This window comes from Agromyces flavus (assembly GCF_900104685.1).
Lineage (GTDB): Bacteria > Actinomycetota > Actinomycetes > Actinomycetales > Microbacteriaceae > Agromyces > Agromyces flavus.
The window spans coordinates 3,149,188-3,165,671 of sequence record NZ_LT629755.1; the positions used below are offsets into that span (position 1 = coordinate 3,149,188).

General features: G+C 69.2%; 18 protein-coding genes, 1 tRNA gene and 1 pseudogene. 12 read left to right on the forward strand and 8 right to left on the reverse strand.

What is annotated here, in order from left to right; translation table 11 throughout:
* Positions 1 to 71: 71 nt before the first annotated feature.
* A complete protein-coding gene (locus BLT99_RS14905) occupies positions 72 to 341 on the forward strand; it encodes a hypothetical protein (RefSeq protein ID WP_092674155.1) in 270 nt (89 codons plus the stop codon).
* A gap of 111 nt (positions 342 to 452) precedes the next feature.
* Positions 453 to 674: an amphi-Trp domain-containing protein gene (locus BLT99_RS14910; RefSeq protein WP_092674157.1), complete on the forward strand. Its 222-nt coding sequence runs from the start codon at positions 453 to 455 to the stop codon at positions 672 to 674.
* Positions 675 to 709: 35 nt separating this feature from the next.
* Here the strand turns inward: BLT99_RS14910 and BLT99_RS14915 are convergent, their stop codons facing one another.
* Both BLT99_RS14915 and BLT99_RS14920 read right to left on the reverse strand, forming a co-directional pair.
* Positions 710 to 2,584 (reverse strand): alkyl/aryl-sulfatase, encoded by a 1,875-nt coding sequence (locus tag BLT99_RS14915; RefSeq protein ID WP_092674160.1) that lies wholly within the window; start codon positions 2,582 to 2,584, stop codon positions 710 to 712.
* Between the two features lie 177 nt (positions 2,585 to 2,761).
* Complete coding sequence (locus BLT99_RS14920) at positions 2,762 to 3,901, reverse strand: endo-1,4-beta-xylanase (protein ID WP_092674163.1); 1,140 nt, start codon at positions 3,899 to 3,901, stop codon at positions 2,762 to 2,764.
* A gap of 297 nt (positions 3,902 to 4,198) precedes the next feature.
* On the opposite strand from BLT99_RS14920, the gene BLT99_RS14925 reads away from it, so the two are divergent.
* The 3 genes from BLT99_RS14925 (at position 4,199) to BLT99_RS14935 (ending at position 7,135) form a co-directional block, all read left to right on the forward strand.
* The gene (locus BLT99_RS14925; protein WP_092674166.1) at positions 4,199 to 4,924 is read left to right on the forward strand and encodes a patatin-like phospholipase family protein; all 726 of its coding nucleotides are present in this window, start codon (positions 4,199 to 4,201) and stop codon (positions 4,922 to 4,924) included.
* A gap of 236 nt (positions 4,925 to 5,160) precedes the next feature.
* Positions 5,161 to 6,333, forward strand: a complete 1,173-nt coding sequence (locus BLT99_RS14930; protein ID WP_092674169.1) for a thiolase family protein — start codon at positions 5,161 to 5,163, stop codon at positions 6,331 to 6,333.
* A 58-nt stretch (positions 6,334 to 6,391) separates the two neighbouring features.
* Positions 6,392 to 7,135, forward strand: coding sequence for an IclR family transcriptional regulator domain-containing protein (locus BLT99_RS14935; RefSeq protein ID WP_229724572.1), 744 nt, complete (start codon positions 6,392 to 6,394; stop codon positions 7,133 to 7,135).
* A 32-nt stretch (positions 7,136 to 7,167) separates the two neighbouring features.
* Here BLT99_RS14935 and BLT99_RS14940 read toward each other — a convergent pair whose 3' ends face one another.
* The 3 genes from BLT99_RS14940 to BLT99_RS18110 form a co-directional block, all read right to left on the reverse strand.
* Positions 7,168 to 7,719 (reverse strand): hypothetical protein, encoded by a 552-nt coding sequence (locus BLT99_RS14940; RefSeq protein WP_133988533.1) that lies wholly within the window; start codon positions 7,717 to 7,719, stop codon positions 7,168 to 7,170.
* Between the two features lie 270 nt (positions 7,720 to 7,989).
* On the reverse strand, positions 7,990 to 8,523 hold the full coding sequence (locus BLT99_RS14945; RefSeq protein WP_133988532.1) for a hypothetical protein: 534 nt from the start codon (positions 8,521 to 8,523) through the stop codon (positions 7,990 to 7,992).
* Positions 8,524 to 8,688: 165 nt separating this feature from the next.
* Positions 8,689 to 8,970 carry a hypothetical protein gene (locus BLT99_RS18110; RefSeq protein ID WP_157675008.1) on the reverse strand — a complete coding sequence of 94 codons (282 nt, stop codon included), beginning with the start codon at positions 8,968 to 8,970 and terminating at the stop codon, positions 8,689 to 8,691.
* 67 nt (positions 8,971 to 9,037) lie between these two features.
* On the opposite strand from BLT99_RS18110, the pseudogene BLT99_RS18330 reads away from it, so the two are divergent.
* A pseudogene (locus tag BLT99_RS18330) lies at positions 9,038 to 9,130 on the forward strand (integrase core domain-containing protein); the annotation flags it as partial.
* Positions 9,131 to 9,476: 346 nt separating this feature from the next.
* On the opposite strand, the gene BLT99_RS14955 reads toward BLT99_RS18330, so the two are convergent.
* Positions 9,477 to 9,547 (reverse strand) — tRNA-Gly (locus tag BLT99_RS14955).
* A gap of 166 nt (positions 9,548 to 9,713) precedes the next feature.
* Here BLT99_RS14955 and dcd point away from each other — a divergent pair.
* The 6 genes from dcd to BLT99_RS14985 all read left to right on the forward strand — a co-directional run bounded on the left by dcd (position 9,714) and on the right by BLT99_RS14985 (position 14,924).
* Positions 9,714 to 10,319 carry a dCTP deaminase gene (gene dcd / locus BLT99_RS14960; RefSeq protein WP_092674177.1) on the forward strand — a complete coding sequence of 202 codons (606 nt, stop codon included), beginning with the start codon at positions 9,714 to 9,716 and terminating at the stop codon, positions 10,317 to 10,319.
* Positions 10,320 to 10,372: 53 nt separating this feature from the next.
* The gene (locus BLT99_RS14965) at positions 10,373 to 10,792 is read left to right on the forward strand and encodes a hypothetical protein (protein ID WP_133988531.1); all 420 of its coding nucleotides are present in this window, start codon (positions 10,373 to 10,375) and stop codon (positions 10,790 to 10,792) included.
* A gap of 111 nt (positions 10,793 to 10,903) precedes the next feature.
* Entirely contained in the window at positions 10,904 to 11,782 is an 879-nt protein-coding gene (locus tag BLT99_RS14970) for a glycosyltransferase family 2 protein (protein ID WP_092674183.1), read from the forward strand.
* A complete protein-coding gene (locus BLT99_RS14975) occupies positions 11,779 to 12,861 on the forward strand; it encodes a glycosyltransferase (protein WP_092674186.1) in 1,083 nt (360 codons plus the stop codon). Before BLT99_RS14970 ends, BLT99_RS14975 begins: the two co-directional genes overlap by 4 nt.
* 30 nt (positions 12,862 to 12,891) lie before the next feature.
* Positions 12,892 to 13,599: a signal peptidase I gene (gene lepB / locus BLT99_RS14980; RefSeq protein ID WP_092674189.1), complete on the forward strand. Its 708-nt coding sequence runs from the start codon at positions 12,892 to 12,894 to the stop codon at positions 13,597 to 13,599.
* Positions 13,600 to 13,859: 260 nt separating this feature from the next.
* Complete coding sequence (locus BLT99_RS14985) at positions 13,860 to 14,924, forward strand: hypothetical protein (protein WP_133988530.1); 1,065 nt, start codon at positions 13,860 to 13,862, stop codon at positions 14,922 to 14,924.
* Between the two features lie 103 nt (positions 14,925 to 15,027).
* Here BLT99_RS14985 and BLT99_RS14990 read toward each other — a convergent pair whose 3' ends face one another.
* Together BLT99_RS14990 and BLT99_RS14995 are read right to left on the reverse strand one after the other, a co-directional pair.
* The gene (locus BLT99_RS14990) at positions 15,028 to 15,510 is read right to left on the reverse strand and encodes a hypothetical protein (protein ID WP_092674195.1); all 483 of its coding nucleotides are present in this window, start codon (positions 15,508 to 15,510) and stop codon (positions 15,028 to 15,030) included.
* A 137-nt stretch (positions 15,511 to 15,647) separates the two neighbouring features.
* On the reverse strand, positions 15,648 to 16,469 hold the full coding sequence (locus BLT99_RS14995; RefSeq protein ID WP_092674198.1) for a nucleotidyltransferase family protein: 822 nt from the start codon (positions 16,467 to 16,469) through the stop codon (positions 15,648 to 15,650).
* Positions 16,470 to 16,484: the final 15 nt, after the last annotated feature.

The window sequence follows — 16,484 nt, forward strand, 5'->3', positions numbered from 1 at the left end:
GACCGGTATGTGCGGCGACGAGCCCGGTCGTCGGTCGCACCATCCGCGCTGAGTGCCCGAGATAATGAAGCATGTCCTCCTCTGTCGAACGCCGCTCGAATCCGACTGCCTGGGCCGCCTTCTGGTTCGCGCTGGCCGGACTGGTGCTCATGCCCATCCCGCTGTTCATCGGGCTCATCCTCGGCGGCGGCCTGTCGATCGTCGCCGCGATCCTCGCCGTGATCGCCCTCTTCAAGGGGATCGCGCGAGACGGCAAGGGCATCGCGCCCGTGGTCTTCGCGGCGATCTTCATCGCCCTCACGTGGGGCGGCATCTCGGTCGGGGGCGGCATCGTCTGGTAGCTCGACCGACAGGCAGCTTCCGCAGCACTCGAACGTCGGTGCTGCCCGGATGCTCGTGCGCGGGTCTCCAGAGGTGGGTACGGTCGAGATGACGACACCAGGGGAGACACCATGAGCCTGTTCGACATCGACGACGCCCAGCGCATGAGCCGTGAGGAGGCAGCCGCCAGGCTCCACGCCCTCGCCGACGCCCTGGCGAAGAACAACTCGGTCGAGTTCCAGCGCGCGGGGCGGCTCATCACCGTGCGCGTCCCCGACGAGGTCGACCTGAAGGTCGAGGTCGAGCTCGGCGATGAGGGCGGCAACGAGCTCGAGGTCGAACTCACCTGGTGACCGCTGGCGGGCCGTTCGGTGCCCGAACGACGCCGTCAGGGGACGACGATGTCGAATGACGGGTCGCCGCGGTCGAGTACGGACATCAGCCGGTCGAGGACGTCGGTGTCGCCGCGCTTGTCGATGCCCGGGCTCTCGCGGTCGCCGGCGAGCAGGGCGAGCATCCGCGGCTTGGTGAGGAGGACCGTCGCCTGGGCGCTCGACTCGTCGGCCGGCTTCTCGACGTAGACGAGCACGCCGTTGCGGAGCGTGACGCGGAAGTTCCGGTCGACGTCGGTGAAGGTCAGGTCGAGCGCGAGGTCGAGGTCCCAGGCCCGTGGTCCGTCCACCGTGATCGCGATGGCGTCGAGCAACTGCTCGGGCGTGAGCTGGGCGAGGATCTCGGGCGCCGCCGTGCTCGTCGGCGTCCCGAAGTTCTCGCCGCGCAGCTCCGTCGCTCCCGAGAGGAAGAAGTTGCGCCAGGTGCCGTTCTCGGCGCCGTACGCAAGTTGCTCGAGGGTGTCGGCGTAGAGCGAGCGAGCGGCCGCATGCCCGGCGTCGGTGAAGACGGCGTGGTCGAGCAGCGTCGCCGCCCATCGGAAGTCACCCGCGTCGTACGCCTGCTTCGCGAGCTCGACGACGCGGTCGACCCCGCCGATCGCGGCCACGTACCGCTCGGCGAGCGGCTTGGGCGGGTGCGGCCACAGCCGCGCCGGGTTGCCGTCGAACCATCCCATGTAGCGCTGGTAGACGGCCTTGACGTTATGGTTCACGGAACCGTAGTAGCCGCGTGCGTGCCAGGCGTTCTCGAGTGCAGGCGGCAACTGGATCTCCTCGGCGATCTCTGCGCCGTTCATGCCCTGGTTCAGCATCCGCAACGTCTGATCGTGCAGGTACGCGTACAGGTCGCGCTGCAGACCGAGGAACTCGCGGATCTCGTCGGCGCCCCAGGTCGGCCAGTGATGCGATGCGAAGACCACGTCGGTGCGGTCGCCGAACCGCTCGATCGCCTCGGTGAGGTACTTCGACCAGACGTGCGGATCGCGCACGAGCGCGCCGCGGAGGGTCAGCAGGTTGTGCAGGTTGTGCGTCGCGTTCTCGGCCATGCACAGCGCACGCTTCTGCGGGAACAGGAAGTGCATCTCGGCCGGCGCCTCGGTGCCGGGGGCCATCTGGAACTCGATCTCGACGCCGTCGATCACATGGGCCTCGCCCGTGCTGCGGATCTCGAGTGTCGGCACGACGATGCCCGGATGCCCCTTCGAGGTGGACTGGCCGAGGCCGGCACCCACCGCGCCGCGCGGCCCGCGTTCCAGCGACGCGCCGTACATATAGCCCGCGCGACGCCCCATCGCGGTGCCCGCATACACGTTCTCGGCGACGGCCTCACCGACGAGGCCGGCCGGCCCGATGACCTGCACGCCGTTCGCGCCGACGTCCTCGTGCGAGACGACGCCGAGCACGCCGCCGAAGTGGTCGATGTGGCTGTGGGTGAAGATCACCGCGGTGACGGGGCGGTCGCCGCGGTGCTCGCGGTACAGGGTGAGGGCCGCCGCGGCGGTCTCCTTCGAGATGAGCGGATCGATGACGATGACGCCGGTGTCGCCCTCCACGAAGCTCACGTTCGAGAGGTCGAGGCCGCGGACCTGGTAGATGCCCTCGACGACTTCGAAGAGCCCCTGCTTCGACACCAGGGTGGACTGCCTCCAGAGGCTCGGGTTGACGGTGTCGGGCGCGTCGCCAGTGATGAACGCGAACTCGTCGGCGTCCCACACGATCTTGCCGTCGGCATCCCGGATCTCGCCCGGCTCCAGCGCAGCGATGAAGCCGCGCTCGACCGCCTCCAGATCGCGGCGATCGTCGAACGGCAGTCGTTCGGCGAGCTCGCGTTGCTGCGCCCGGATGCGCTCGGTCGCCTCGTTCTGCTGCATGCTGTTCCCCCTCGACGCCCATCCCCGCCTGCAACCTACCCGTGTGCAGCCGCAGTCCGCCAGACGCCGGATCGGTTCGGGAGGCAGCGGGGCCGGCAGGCCACGAGGGGCACGCCCGAACGGACGTGCCCCTCGTGTGCTCCGGCGTGATGCCGCCGAAGCGTGACCGCGTTTGGATCAGACCGCCTCGCGCAGGACCTCGCGCAGCGCCTCGTACTGCGGCTTGGGGTTGTCGTGCATGTCGTACAGCAGGCCCGCGCCCTGGCCGGTGAACCAGCCCGGGATCCACGAGTTCGCGTCGGACACGCCCCACACCGTGTAGGAGTTGCACGCCTCGACGGCGAGGCAGGCCTCGAGCGTGCGCGCCCACCAGTCGACCTGCTCGGCGCCTTCCGCGGGGTCGGCGGGGGTGTTGGTGTACTCGCCGTTGGGCTTCTGCGTGACGAAGGTGCGGATGTCGACCTCGGTGAGCGCGACCTCGAGTCCGAGGTCGGCGAACCGCTGCAGGTTGTTCTGCAGGTCCGGGTAGCCGTACTGCGTGTCGAGGTGGCCCTGGAAGCCGACGCCGTCGATGGGCACGCCGGCGGCGATCAGCTCCTGGACGAACGCGTATGCGGCGTTGCTCTTCGGGCCGGTGAACTCGAGGTTGTAGTCGTTGTAGAACAGCAGGGCCTCGGGGTCGGCCTCGTTCGCCCAGCGGAACACGTCGGCGACGTACTGCTCGCCGGGCAGACCGAGCTCCTCGTAGGCCAGGTACCAGATCGTCTCGCGGAAGGTTCCGTCGTCATTGAAGATCTCGTTGACGACGTCCCACTGCTGGATGTCGCCCGCGAAGTGCGCTGCGACCGTCTTGACGTGGTTCTCGAGGATCGCGCGCAGTTCCTCGGCGCTGTAGTCGCCGGTCGTCAGCCACGTGGGCAGCTGGTTGTGCCACACGAGGGTATGGCCGCGGACGACCTGGCCGTTCGCCTCGGCGTTCGCGATGAGGGCCTCTGCCGGCGCCCAGTCGTAGACGCCGGGCTGCGGGTTCAACGCCTCCCACTTCATGACGTTCTCGGCAGTGACGCTCGAGAACTGGGTGTTGACGATGTTGCGGTACTTGACGTTGTTCTCGAGGAGGTCGGCGTTCACCGCGACGCCGATCTCGATGCCGGCGGCTTCGGCGAGCGCGCGCAGGGTGTTCTCGCCGATCACCGCCGAATGCTCGGACGCGTTCGGGTCGGCCGGCGGAGCCGGAGCCGCGAACGCCGTGCCCGGGACGATGGCCACCGAGGCCAGTGCGAGGACACCGGCGAGCAGGGGACGTGATGTGCGCATGAATGCTCCTTTGCATGATCCTGAGCTGGATGCCACTGGCAGGAGCTCTCTCCGTCCAGCGATCCCCGGCATGGTAGGCAGAGATAAGTAGGAGCTGTCAACAAATTTGTTTCGGGCTTGACTTCGAAACATGGAGTACGCGATGGTCGATCATTTCGACCTCCGCGGCGGGGCCGGGCCGACGAGCGTACGCTCGGTCCATGGCTCGAGCCGGACGGCCCGCCTCCAGGAGGGTGGCCTCCCCCGTGTCCGCAACGATCGGGCCAGCTTCTTTCGGAGATCCGGCGTGGCCGTCACATGAGCGATGACCGCTCGCTGGGGCTGACAGTTGGAGGCGGCGGCGCGTTCGCCGCCGCGCACGTCGGGGTGTTGCAGGTACTGGACGATCGCGGCATACGACCCGGGATCGTCACCGGCACGAGCTCCGGTGCGCTCGTCGCCGCGGCCTATGCGGCTGAACTCGAGCTTGAGACGATCGAGCACGCGACGCGCGAGTTCCGGTGGGCGAGCATTGCGGCGTGGTCGATGCGCCCGAGGTGGGGACTGCTCGACTCAGGGGTCGTCGAGGACACGGTGCGCCGTGCGCTGGGGCGCGACCCGATGATCGAGGACCTGCCTCGCCGTTTCGCTGCGGTCGCCACGGACCTCCGTACCCGTCGGCCCGTCGTCATCGACACGGGACTCCTCAGCCGTGCCCTCCGCTCGACGATCGCGGTGCCGGGTCTGCTTCCGCCGGTTGCGCGGCGAGGGACCCTGCTCGCCGATGGCGGCATGGTCGACAACGTTCCGGTCGCCGCTGCCCGTGCGCTCGGCGCCGCCCGGGTCATCGTCGTGCGGCTGCATGCCAGTTGGGAGAACGTCCGCATGATGCGCACGGTCACGCGCACCGCCGAGCTGGTCGCCGATCCGTCGGTGGTGCTCATCCAGCCCGAGATGGAGCGGATGGCGCAGTGGAGGACGACGGACGTGCCTCGCCTCATCGAAGAGGGCCGGCGTGCGGCCGAGAAGGCGCTGGACGGCTGAGCCTTCCGCTTCAGCGTCTGCTCGATCTTCGTACTCCACGTGCACGACGCGAACCATCAGTTCGGCCTGCTTGCCGCCCGCGCCCGGCACCGAGAAGCGACTGCTACCATCGCGTTCGTAATGCGCACATCCGTGCGTATGATGAACATTCCAGTGAGCCGTGAGCGGCATGACGATCGCCGCGTTTGGCGGAGCCGGTCAGCCGGTCGAACTCATCGATGCCGAGGCGGGATAACATGGGAGCCAGCTACGTCTACGACGCCGTCCGCACGCCGTTCGGACGCATCGGCAAGTCCCTCGCGGGCGTGCGGCCCGATGACCTCGCCGCGGCGACGCTGACCGCCCTCGCCGACCGCAACCCCGGCCTCGACCCGGGGCGCGTCGACGAGGTGTTCCTCGGCGCCGCGAACCAGGCCGGAGAGGACAACCGCAACGTCGCGCGCATGGCGACGCTGCTCGCCGGCTGGCCGACGAGCGTGCCCGGCGCGACCGTGAACCGCCTCTGCGGGTCGAGCGTGGAATCGGTCATCCAGGCGAGCCGCGCGATCGAGACGGGCGACGCCGACCTGATCGTCGCGGGCGGCGTCGAATCGATGAGTCGCGCGCCGTGGGTGCTACCCAAGCCCGGGCGCGCCTATCCGGCCGGCAACGAGGTGCTGCACTCGACCACGCTGGGCTGGCGGCTCGTCAACCCGCGCATGCCGACGCAGTGGACCATCGCGCTCGGCGAGTCCGCCGAGATCCTCGCCGATCGCTACGGCATCTCGCGCGACGCGCAGGACGAGTTCGCCGTGCGCAGCCACCGCAACGCGGCCGCGGCGTGGGACTCGGGCGTCTACGCGAACGAGGTCGTGCCGGTGCCGGGCGTCGCGCTCGAGCGCGACGAGAACATCCGACCGGATGCCTCGACCGCCTCGCTCGCGCCCCTGCAGCCGTCCTTCCGGCCCGACGGCACCGTCACGGCGGGCAACGCCTCGCCGCTCACCGACGGGGCCTCGGCGCTCGTGATCGGGGCCGAGGACGCACTCGACGGCGCGGAGCCGCTCGCCCGGATCACCGGCCGCGGTTCGTTCGGCAACGACCCCGACATCTTCGGCATCGCGCCGGTCGAGGCGGCGAACCGCGCGCTCGCCCGCGCGGGCCGCACCTGGGCCGACGTCGACCTCGTCGAGCTCAACGAGGCGTTCGCGTCGCAGAGCCTCGCGTGCCTCGCGCTCTGGCCCGACCTCGACCCCGAGAAGGTGAACATCCACGGCGGCGCGATCGCCATCGGGCATCCGCTCGGCGCGTCGGGTGGTCGTATCATCGGACACGCGGCGCACGAGCTCGCCCGTCGCGGCGGGGGCGTCGCGGTGGCCGCGATCTGCATCGGCGTCGGGCAGGGCCTCGCGGTCGTGCTCGAGCGCTAGCGGCGCCGGGAGCCGAACGGGAGGTGGGAGTCTGGACGGTCCGGCCAGCGGCGACTTCGTGCAGTCGCTCGCGCGCGGGCTCGCGGTCATCCGCGCCTTCGACAGCGAACACGCCGAGCTCAGCCTGAGCGACGTCGCGCGGCGCACCGGCCTGACGCGCGCCGCCGCCCGGCGCTTCCTGCTCACGCTCACGACGCTCGGGTACGTGCATGCCGCCGACGGCGTGTTCTCGCTGACCCCCCGCGTGCTCGAGCTCGGCTTCAGCTACCTGTCGGCCCTGTCGCTGCCCGAGATCGCCCAGCCCCACCTCGAGCGGCTGAGCCGCACCGTCGGCGAGAGCGTGTCGGCGGCGGTGCTCGACGGCGACGAGATCGTCTACGTCGCACGCGTGCCGACCCGCCGCATCATGAGCGTCCGCATCACGATCGGCACCCGGTTCCCGGCGGCCGCGACCTCGATGGGGCGCGTGCTGCTCGCCGGCCTCGACGAGCGCCGGCTCGCCGACCTCCTCGACCACGGTCTTCCCGAGCCCCGCACCGACCGGACCATCGTCGACGCCGCCGCACTGCGCCGGGAGCTCGAGAAGGTTCGCGAGCAGGGCTGGGCGCTTGTGGACGGCGAGCTCGAGGCGGGCCTGCGCTCGGTCGCCGCGCCGCTGCACGGCAGTGGAGGGCGCGTGGTCGCCGCGATCAACGTGTCGACCAGCGCGACGCGCGACTCCGTCGAGCGGATCCGGGACGCCTACCTGCCCGAGCTGCTCGCCACGGCGGCCGCGATCGACGCCGAGCTCGCCCTCGTCTGAGCTCGCTCGCCGTGCGCGGCCGTGGCGCCCGATCAGATCTCGTCGCGCATCGGCGAGGGGACCTCGACGGCATCGCGCTCGGTCGAGGCGTCGGATGCCGACTCGACTCGACGGAACGGGATCGAGCACGCGAGGCACAGCACCACGACACATCCGGCCCCCAGTATCGCCACCCAGGCGCCCCGCGGCTGGTCGAGCCCCAGTCGGATGCCGCCGACGGCGGGAACGGTGGCCACGATGCCGGCGACGACGGCAAGGGCGAGCACACCGCACACCAGCCGAGCCCAGATCGGGCCGCGGCCGGACGCGGCGAATCCGCCGGCCATCCCGGTGAGTGGGACGGCCACGGCTCCACCACCGAGGCCCATGGTGAAGAGGGCGAGGATCGCGTCGGGCATCGTCAGGGGCAAGATCGCGAACGCGAGCGGGGCGAGCGCCAGCCAACGCCAGTGCCGCCGGCCGCCGGTTCGGCGGGAGTACTCGGCCAGCCCGAGCAACGCGCCCGTGATCGCCCCGGCGAGCAGGATCGCGACGAACGTGCCGTACCACTCGAATCGCGACCCGCCACCCGCGATCTCGGACATATACGCCCGGAAGGCGGCGGCCCACACCACGCCGCACACCGTGCCGACGAGAATCGAGGCGATCCTCGAGGCACGCGGGCGTGCATCCGCTCGGCCCGCAACTGGCCCGGTCCTCGAGACATCCACGTCGACGCACCCCCGATCTCGACGGAGTGACTGCGGTCAGTCTACGAAGGCGATGCCGCGCCTCCATCGGGGCATGCCCCGAGTCCGGGTGGGGCGGGCCACGTGACTTGTCGAATCGCCCGAGGCCGCGACTCGCTGACGGGCTCAGCCACCCGACTGCACCCACCCTCCATCGGGCAGGATCGGTCCGAACACCACCTCGAGCTCGGCACCGTCCGAGGCGGTCAGTGTGGCGTAGGACGTGTCATCCCGCAGCATCATCGCCTGGTCCCTGGGGTCGCCCTGCGCCCATACCGCTCGCGCTTGCTCCGGGCTCAACATGAAGCAGTCGACCCCCGGTCCGGCCCCGGTGCTGTAATGGAACCCTGCCCCTAGCCCTGACTCTGCCCCGTTGCCGCCAAGCGTGAAGGTTTGTTCGGTTCCCCGGAGGAGCGCCTGTAGGTCCGGTGGGAGACGGTCGAGGATCGCGCCCACGTCGCCGATCGCGCCCACGCGGCCGGCCTCGTCGGTGCGGCAGAGGGCATACTTCGACGGCCGGTACTCGTCGGGAGCCGGGTCGAACCACATATCCAGCGGTACGTCGTCCCGGTCGACGAGGAAGGTACGCGGCTCAATGACGCCGGTGCGAACGAGCTGCAGCCCGCTCGGGGTGAGGCTTTGCACGAGGATGCCCTGCAAAGGGTCCCCTCCCTCACGAAGCGAGGCGTGCGAATCCGGGTACCACACCACTCGGCCGTCGTCGTAGACGTAGACCCAGCCGACATGGAGCTTGCTCCACCCGGCGACGATCTCGGCTTCGTCGACCGGACGCGAGAATCCGCTGGATTCACCGAACTGTTCGGATCACTGATCGGGATCCAACGACGAACCGGCGAACATCGCGAATGCGCCAGCCGAGATCGCGAGCGCTGACGCGGCGATGAGATATGCGCCCCGCCGTCGGCGGGCGCGGTTCCTGGCTTCCTTGATGAGCACCTCGACGGGCTCGCGCCTCGCGGACTCGTCGATCACGGACCGAGCTGAGGCAGTATCGCGGAGTCTCGCGTCACCAGGCTCGTGCGATTCAGCCTCGTCGAACTCGGACGGGGCGGGGGCTGGCTTACGAAGCGGAGTCGTGACGACCATCAGTATCACCTTCGACCTTGGTGATATTATTACTATCACCATCCCTTCCTGTCAAGCAGAACTCGCCATGCGCCCGGCCGCGACGATCGACGAGCTGCAACTCGTCCTGGACGGCTTCCGCGACTACTACAACCACCAGCGGCCGCACCGGGCCATCAACCGGCGCACCCCCGCGTTCGCATACGGCCTGATCCCGAAAGCGTCGCCGACCGCGCCAGACGACCCGAACCTGTGGCGGGTCCGCTACGACCGTGTCGACCCCGGCGGGAAAGTCTCACTCCGCTACGCGAACCGGATGCTCACCTGGGCATCGGAAGACCCCACGCCGGCACCGACGTCATCCTGCTCGTCCACAACACGAACGTCACCGTCATCGACCCCGACGGCACCGTGCTCAGCGAACACCGAATCGACCCGGAACGGACCTACCAACCAGCAACGAAAAACGGCTGAACCCGCGTCATCCGCGGGTTCAGCCGTTCACGATGTCCTGAGACATCACACAGAGCCGATGACGGGAATCGAACCCGCGCTGTCTGCTTGGGAAGCAGAAGTTCTACCATTGAACTACATCGGCGTGCGGCATCCGTGGATGCAGCGATGACCATCGTAGCAAGGCGCGGGGGTCGATACGGGACCGCCGGGATGCGCGGCAGGATCTGGCCGGTTGAGGCGCGCCCGCGACATCCGCCCCCCGTAACACCCACCCGCAACAGCTGAAGCCGCGTCGGTAGGCTGGCACCGTGCTTCTCTCGGATCGCGACATCAGGGCCGAACTCGATCGCGAGCGCGTCAAGCTCGAGCCGTACGATCCGTCGATGGTCCAGCCGTCGTCGATCGACGTGCGCCTCGACCGGTACTTCCGGCTGTTCGACAACCACAAGTACCCGTTCATCGATCCGGCCGAGCACCAGCCCGAGCTGACGCACCTCATCGACGTGCGGCCCGACGAGCCGTTCATCCTGCACCCGGGGGAGTTCGTGCTCGCGTCGACGTTCGAGGCGGTCACGCTGCCCGACGACATCGCCGCGCGCCTCGAGGGCAAGAGCTCGCTCGGCCGGCTCGGGCTGCTGACGCACTCGACGGCGGGGTTCATAGACCCCGGCTTCACCGGGCACGTCACGCTCGAGCTCAGCAACGTCGCGACCCTGCCGATCAAGCTCTGGCCGGGCATGAAGATCGGGCAACTCTGCTTCTTCCGCCTGTCGTCGCCGAGCGAACGGCCGTACGGGTCGCCGGCCTACTCGTCGCGGTACCAGGGGCAGCGCGGGCCGACCGCGTCGCGCTCGTTCCAGAACTTCAGCAGGGCCGATGTCGGCGTGACCGACGCCGGGTCGACCGGAGGGTGAGCTAGGGCGGCGGATGTCGCGGTGTGGCGCACCGACGAGACAAGGAGCGCGACGTGAGTATGGACGCGGCGGTGCGCGCTCGCGCGCCTGCGGGTGGCGGCGGTCGGGGCGACGGCGTTCCTCGGGCTCTACGCCGTGCATCGCGTGCCGCAGGGGCCGGCCGCGGGACCGGTGCGCCGGCAGCCGACCTCGCCGCGTGGATCACCGACCACCGCGTGCTCCTGCTCGCGGGTGAGCTCGCGCTCGGCGTCGCGCTCCTCGCCGTCATTGTGGTCTCCGCGCCGCTCGTCGTCGTGATCCGTGGCGACGGCAACGTCGTGACGGCCGTCGCGTTCAGCCTGGTCTTAGCCGCGTTCATTGGAATGTGCCTCAGCTCGCTCACACCCCAGACGGCGCTGTTCGCCGCCGAACCGGCAGACGACACCCGGCTCGCCGTCCTCGACTCGCTTCAGCCGCGGGTGCGGACGTGCTGACGGGTGCCGCGCTCGCTGAGCGCGCCGTCGCGTTCTGGCGGAGCGCAGCCGCCACGATGTGCGGCTCCGACTCGCCGAAGTGAGCCAAGGACGCGCCGGTAGGCTGCCTCCATGCAGTCGGTCTCGGTCGTGATCCCGGCGTTCAACCCGGGGTCGTACCTGGCTGATGCCGTCGAATCGGCGGTGTCCCAGGTGCCCTTCCCGCTGGAGGTGCTCGTCATCGATGACGGCTCGACCGAGCCGCTGATTGTTCCGAATCATCCGCTGGTCCGGGTCATCCGGCAAGAGAACGCCGGTGTCAGTGCAGCGCGCAATCGCGGCATCCGTGAAGCCAGAGGCGACCTCGTGGCGTTCCTAGATGCCGACGACGTGTGGTACCCAGGCAAGCTCGCCGCGCAGATCGCACTGATGCGCCCTGAGATCGGCCTCTGCTCCTGCAACTTCGACGTCATCGAACCCTCGGGTACGCGAGAGGGCTGGGGCGGCCATGGCGGTCATTACCGCCAATTGCTGCGAGGCAACAGCATCCACACGTCGTGCGCGATCGCGCGTCGTTCGCTGCTGCTCGAGGTCGGAGGATTCGACGAAACGCTGACCCACAGTGAGGAGTGGGGGACCTGGCTGGACATCGCGCGCCGAAGCGGGCTGGATCACGCCGACGGAGTATTCGTCGGCTATCGCCTGCACGACCGCAATGCGAGCACCGACTACCGCCGTATGTGGTGCGGAGCGATGAAGGTGCTCTGGCGTCACCGGAGTACAGATGCGCTTAGAGGCGTCCGTCGTGCCGGACAGATCTACGGGCCACAGGCGTTCGATGCCTTCCGCTCGACTCGAAGGTCCGCCCATCTTCTCTGGGCGTGCGCGTTGTCGCCGGGGTTCGTGCTGCGTCAGGCTCGGCGGCGCTTGCCGAGCCATAAGCGACGCGCCGACCCCGCCGCGCGCTCTCGGGGCGACGGTGCCGGACCCGTGAGCGAGAGGAAGCCGTGACTGAGATCGTCCTCGCCCACGACTATCTCGTACAGGTCGGCGGGGCGGAACGCGTCGTCGCCGAGTGGGCGGCCGGATTCGGTGCGCGCGAGGTGGTGACGTTGGCGTATCGACCGGAATCCACCTACGAGGAGTTTCGCGGGCTCGACGTTCGCGCCACGATACCGTCGGCGCTCTCAGGCCAGGTCGAGCGGATGCTTCCGGCGCTGCCGGCCATCGCCGCACGGACGACCGTCGCGGGCGGCGACGTGGCGCTCGTGTCGAGCAGCGGGTGGGCGCACCGGTTCCGCTTCGAGGTACCGCACGTCGTCTACGTGCACAGCCCCGCCAGATGGCTGTACGCGGCAGAGGACTACCGGCTGCGGCTGAGCCCGTTGCGTCGCGCTGGGCTCACCCTCAGCACGCCGCTGCTGCGGGCCGGTGACGCCGACGCAATGGCGCGGGCCGCCGCGATCGTCGCGAACTCCGAGGTCACGCGCACGCGCATCCACAGGGCCTACGGTCTCGAGTCGACCGTGATCCATCCGCCGGTCGAGCCCGTCTCGAGGGACGCCGCGCCGCCGTCCAGGGACCTGGGCCGGCCATTCGCGGTCGTCGTTGCGCGCGATCGCGGGTACAAGAACGTGCCACTCGCCGTCGAAGCGTCCCGCGAAGCCGGCCTCGAGATCGCCATCGTCGGCGCGGGATCCGAGTCGCTCGACGACCCCGAGCGTGGGGTGCACGGGCTCGGCCGCGTCAGCGATGCGGAGCTGCGCTGGGTCTATCAGCACGCCGAAGTGGTCGTCGGCGCCGGGCGCGAGGACTTCGGCCTCACAGTGCTCGAGGCCGCGCTCGAGGGCACGCCTGCGGCAGCGGTCGCGGCTGGGGGCTACCTCGAGACCGTACGTCCCGGTGTGAGCGGTGCGCATGCGACATCCGGCACCGCTGCCGACCTTGCGCGAGCGATCACGCTTGCGCGGGCGATCGATCCGGAGTCGACGCGGGAATGGGGGCGTGAATTCCGGCGGGATGCTCACGTCGCCCGCCTGACCGCGGTGATCGAATGGGCGGAGCGCGGAGCGAGCGGACCGCGCCCATGACGCAGACAGGGGAGTGGGTACTGTAGCGGCATGACGACTGACGCCGGGAAGCACCGGCCGCGCTGGCGCCGGATTCTCGGCAGTTTCTGGGCCCAGTTGTTGCTTGCCTTCCTCGTCGCCGGGCTGCTGCTGACCTTCGTCGCGAAGCCGTACGAGGTGCCGTCCGGGTCGATGCTGCAGACCCTCCAGGTCGGCGATCGCATCCTCGTCAATCGACTCGCGTACCTTGCAACCGAGCCGACCACGGGCGACATCGTGGTGTTCGATGCGGACCGCACGTGGGAGGTGTCCGGCGCAACGCCGGCCGAGCCGATCCGCACGGCGCTGCGCTGGATCGGCGAGGTGACCGGATTCGGCCCCTCTGGACCGCACACGCTCGTGAAGCGGGTCATCGGATCGCCAGGCCAAAGCGTCGCCTGCTGCGATGACGCTGGAAAGGTGCTCGTGGATGGCGTGCCCATCGACGAGCCTTATGTCTCCGATGACTTCCCGTTCGAGGCAGGGGTGCTCGACTGCGGCACGACCCCGCGGTCGTCCCGGTGCTTCGATGAGGTCGTTGTGCCCGCGGAGGCCTACCTCGTGCTCGGTGACGACCGCTCGGGTTCCCGCGATTCGGCCGCATCATGCCGATCCCCCGTGGCAGGTGCCGACTGTTGGCGCTGGGCGTCGGACACAGGCCTCGTGGGCAAGGCCGTCGCCATCATCTGGCCGATCCCACGATGGGCGGCACTCGGCTGAGCATCGATCGCCGAGCGGGGGGCCATCGGCGTCGCATCCGGCAACGGCACCCGAGTGACGGTGTAGTAGTTTGGACTGGTTATCGCACATCGGTTCAGGCCGGGGAGCGGCGCCGACGCGCGAGAGGATGAACGCATGGACGTCCGCGAATACTCGGGCGGCACTCGATCGAAGCGGCCTGAGCGGGCGCGGTCCGGCGCCCGGGGATGTGGTCGCGCGAGGGTGAGCTCGGGCGTCTGGCGCGGGACGATACGTTGAACGTGACCGATCCCGCACTCGCCCAACACCTCGATGTCGCGGCGATCGGTGCGAAGGTGCGTATCGAGTTCGCACCGGATGTGCCGGAACCGACGCGACAACGCGTCCACGATGCGTGGGCGGGCGCGATTGCGGAGGATGGGGTCGCCGACGCGGTCGTCCGCGTCGACACGCACGGGGCGATCGAATCGATGCTCGAGCAGCTCTCGGTACGCGTGACGGTTGCAGCCCTCGAACGCAAGCGGGGCGAGCTGATCATGATGCATGCCGCCGGAGTCGCGATGGATGACGGCCGCGTCGTCGCGTTCGTCGGCCCATCCGGGCGGGGCAAGACGACGCTGAGCGCGGCGCTCGGAGCTCACTTCGGCTACGTCTCGGACGAGACCGTCGGCGTCGACCCGGACCTCGGCGTGTGGGCCTACCGCAAACCACTCTCGTTGGTTCGGTCGAGCGGTCCCAAGGAACAGGTCTCTCCTCGCCGTGCCGGGTTGCTGGAGCTACCGGATCGCCGACTGCGACTCGCCGCGCTCGTGCTGCTCGATCGCCGACCCGACGTGACCGACCCGGTCGCGTCGCGTGTTCCACTGATCGAGGCGATCACGGAGCTGGTTCCCCAGCTTAGCTTCCTGAACGATTTCGATGCGCCGTTGCAGCGGCTCGCGGAGCTCTTCGACGCCGTTGGAGGCGTATGGCGCGTCACCTATGGCGAGGCCGCCTCGCTGATCCCGATGGTCCCGGAACTCGCGCGCGCAGTCCCTGGAGTCGTCGGCGCGTGGCGATCGCTCACGACGGCCCACGGCGGAGCGACTGAGTTCCGGTGGGGTGACCTTTCGGACGCCATCGCCGCCGACGGATCCGTCGCGGTGATGAGTGAGGGTGTCTTCCGCGTCCTCACCGGAATCGCTCCGACGATCTGGCTCGGGATCGGCACGGGCTTGTCCATGGAGCAGCTGGTGGAGCAGACCCTCAGCGACTTCGGCCCTCCGCCAGCCGGCGACGCGTGGGAGCTGGTCGCTGCGGCGATCGATGAACTCACCCGGGTGGGGTTGGTCGTTCGCGGGGGTTGAGCGGACTAAGCGTGCAGGCTGGCGAGGTGCGCCGCCTCGGAGCCACGCCCCGAATGAAGAACACCGACCCGTCACCGGGTCGGTGTTCTTCATTCGAAATGCATCAGGTCGGGCAGGTTCCCAGCGCGTTCTGCGTCTTGTTGCAGTCGGGCGGCGAGGCAACCTCGGCGGTCAGGGTGGTGTCAGTGCCCTTCACGTGGTACTCGATCTCGAGGAAGTTACCGCTATTGTTCGCGAATCCTTCGACGACGACGCAATCGCCGGTAGCGACCTCCTGCGAACCCTGCCAGATGGTCCGGGGCTGGGCGTTCGCCTTGGTGTACACCTTGGTGATGACGAGCACTGCCGAGCTCTCGGGGCATGCGACCCCACCCGCGCAGATCTTGAGGAAGTAGTGCCAAGGCAGGTCGGTGCTCTGGCCGGGGCACTTACAGCTGCCGGGGCCGAGCGTGACGGTGGGGATACAGCTCGCCGCGGCGAGCGGTGCGGTTGCGGCGATGGCGACGACGGGCGCTGCCCAAGCCATTGCCTTCGTGACGGTCCGGCGGCTGACACCGGTCTGTTCGGTCGGATCGATCTCGGCCATTGGCGGTTCGCCTCCTGGGCTGTGGTTGGTGACTCGGAACCTGAGTTCGGGCGGTGAATGCTGAGAGAAACCCTAGAATCGTACCGCACCATCCGGCGTGCACAACATCCCCACTTACCCCCTCATCGGGGGACGCTTCACGCGTCCTTCCGGCGTGTGGCTTCACGAATTCCGCGTGCCGGTCGCGCAAGGAACTCGCGGAAGATGTCGCCAGAAGACGGGCGCCGTCCGAGACGGTGTTCCAGGTGGGCGCGGTTCACGAGGGGAGCCCGGAGGACGAGTGCGGCGCGAGCACGGAACGTGGGCGCGGCCTGCACGCGGCCCAACCATTCCTCGACGCGGCCGCCACCCTGGGTGATCGCCTTCCACAGGCGGTACTCGCGAGCTCCGCGATGGTTGTCGAGCCGCCCGAAGGCGGCATCGAAGGCAAGGCGCGCCTCTAGTTCATCGACCTCGATCTCGATCTCTCGGCGTGGACCAGCGTCGTTCCACGCACCATCCGGTTCGAGGGGGCGGCGCGCTCGAGCCGCATTCAGGATGACGATTACCGCTTGCGCCGGCAGGCTCGGCACGGAACACCTCACACTGGCGAACTCGATCGTGCGACGGGTCGCCCACAGTCGTTCGAACGCGGGCGACGGCGCCAGGCCGATGCCGGGGAACGAACGATGCACGTCCAAGAAGCCCCAGGTGTCGTGATGATACGTCTGCGCGTGGCCGAAGGGCGACCCGCCGAGGTATGTGCTGTAGACGCTCCAACCCAGATCGCGGAGCACGCGATCCAGCGCGGAGGCGTGTTCCGGACGCACGAGCACGTCGACATCACTGCCCGGCGATGTCGGCGGACGTACCGCGACTTCGACCGCGTCACCCTTGATGTGGAGCAGATCGACACGATGACCCCCAGCGAGCACCTGCACGGCAGCCCGCCCGAGATGCAGCCGCACGACCGCCGGCACCGCTGTGAGCGGGGG

Coding starts and splice junctions, on each gene's coding strand:
- BLT99_RS14905 (WP_092674155.1), top strand. CDS start 72: ATGTCCTCCTCTGTCGAACGCCGCTCGAATCCGACTGCCTGGGCCGCC.
- BLT99_RS14910 (WP_092674157.1), top strand. CDS start 453: ATGAGCCTGTTCGACATCGACGACGCCCAGCGCATGAGCCGTGAGGAG.
- BLT99_RS14915 (WP_092674160.1), bottom strand. CDS start 2,584: ATGCAGCAGAACGAGGCGACCGAGCGCATCCGGGCGCAGCAACGCGAG.
- BLT99_RS14920 (WP_092674163.1), bottom strand. CDS start 3,901: ATGCGCACATCACGTCCCCTGCTCGCCGGTGTCCTCGCACTGGCCTCG.
- BLT99_RS14925 (WP_092674166.1), top strand. CDS start 4,199: ATGAGCGATGACCGCTCGCTGGGGCTGACAGTTGGAGGCGGCGGCGCG.
- BLT99_RS14930 (WP_092674169.1), top strand. CDS start 5,161: ATGGGAGCCAGCTACGTCTACGACGCCGTCCGCACGCCGTTCGGACGC.
- BLT99_RS14940 (WP_133988533.1), bottom strand. CDS start 7,719: ATGTCCGAGATCGCGGGTGGCGGGTCGCGATTCGAGTGGTACGGCACG.
- BLT99_RS18110 (WP_157675008.1), bottom strand. CDS start 8,970: ATGGTCGTCACGACTCCGCTTCGTAAGCCAGCCCCCGCCCCGTCCGAG.
- BLT99_RS14970 (WP_092674183.1), top strand. CDS start 10,904: ATGCAGTCGGTCTCGGTCGTGATCCCGGCGTTCAACCCGGGGTCGTAC.
- lepB (WP_092674189.1), top strand. CDS start 12,892: ATGACGACTGACGCCGGGAAGCACCGGCCGCGCTGGCGCCGGATTCTC.
- BLT99_RS14990 (WP_092674195.1), bottom strand. CDS start 15,510: ATGGCCGAGATCGATCCGACCGAACAGACCGGTGTCAGCCGCCGGACC.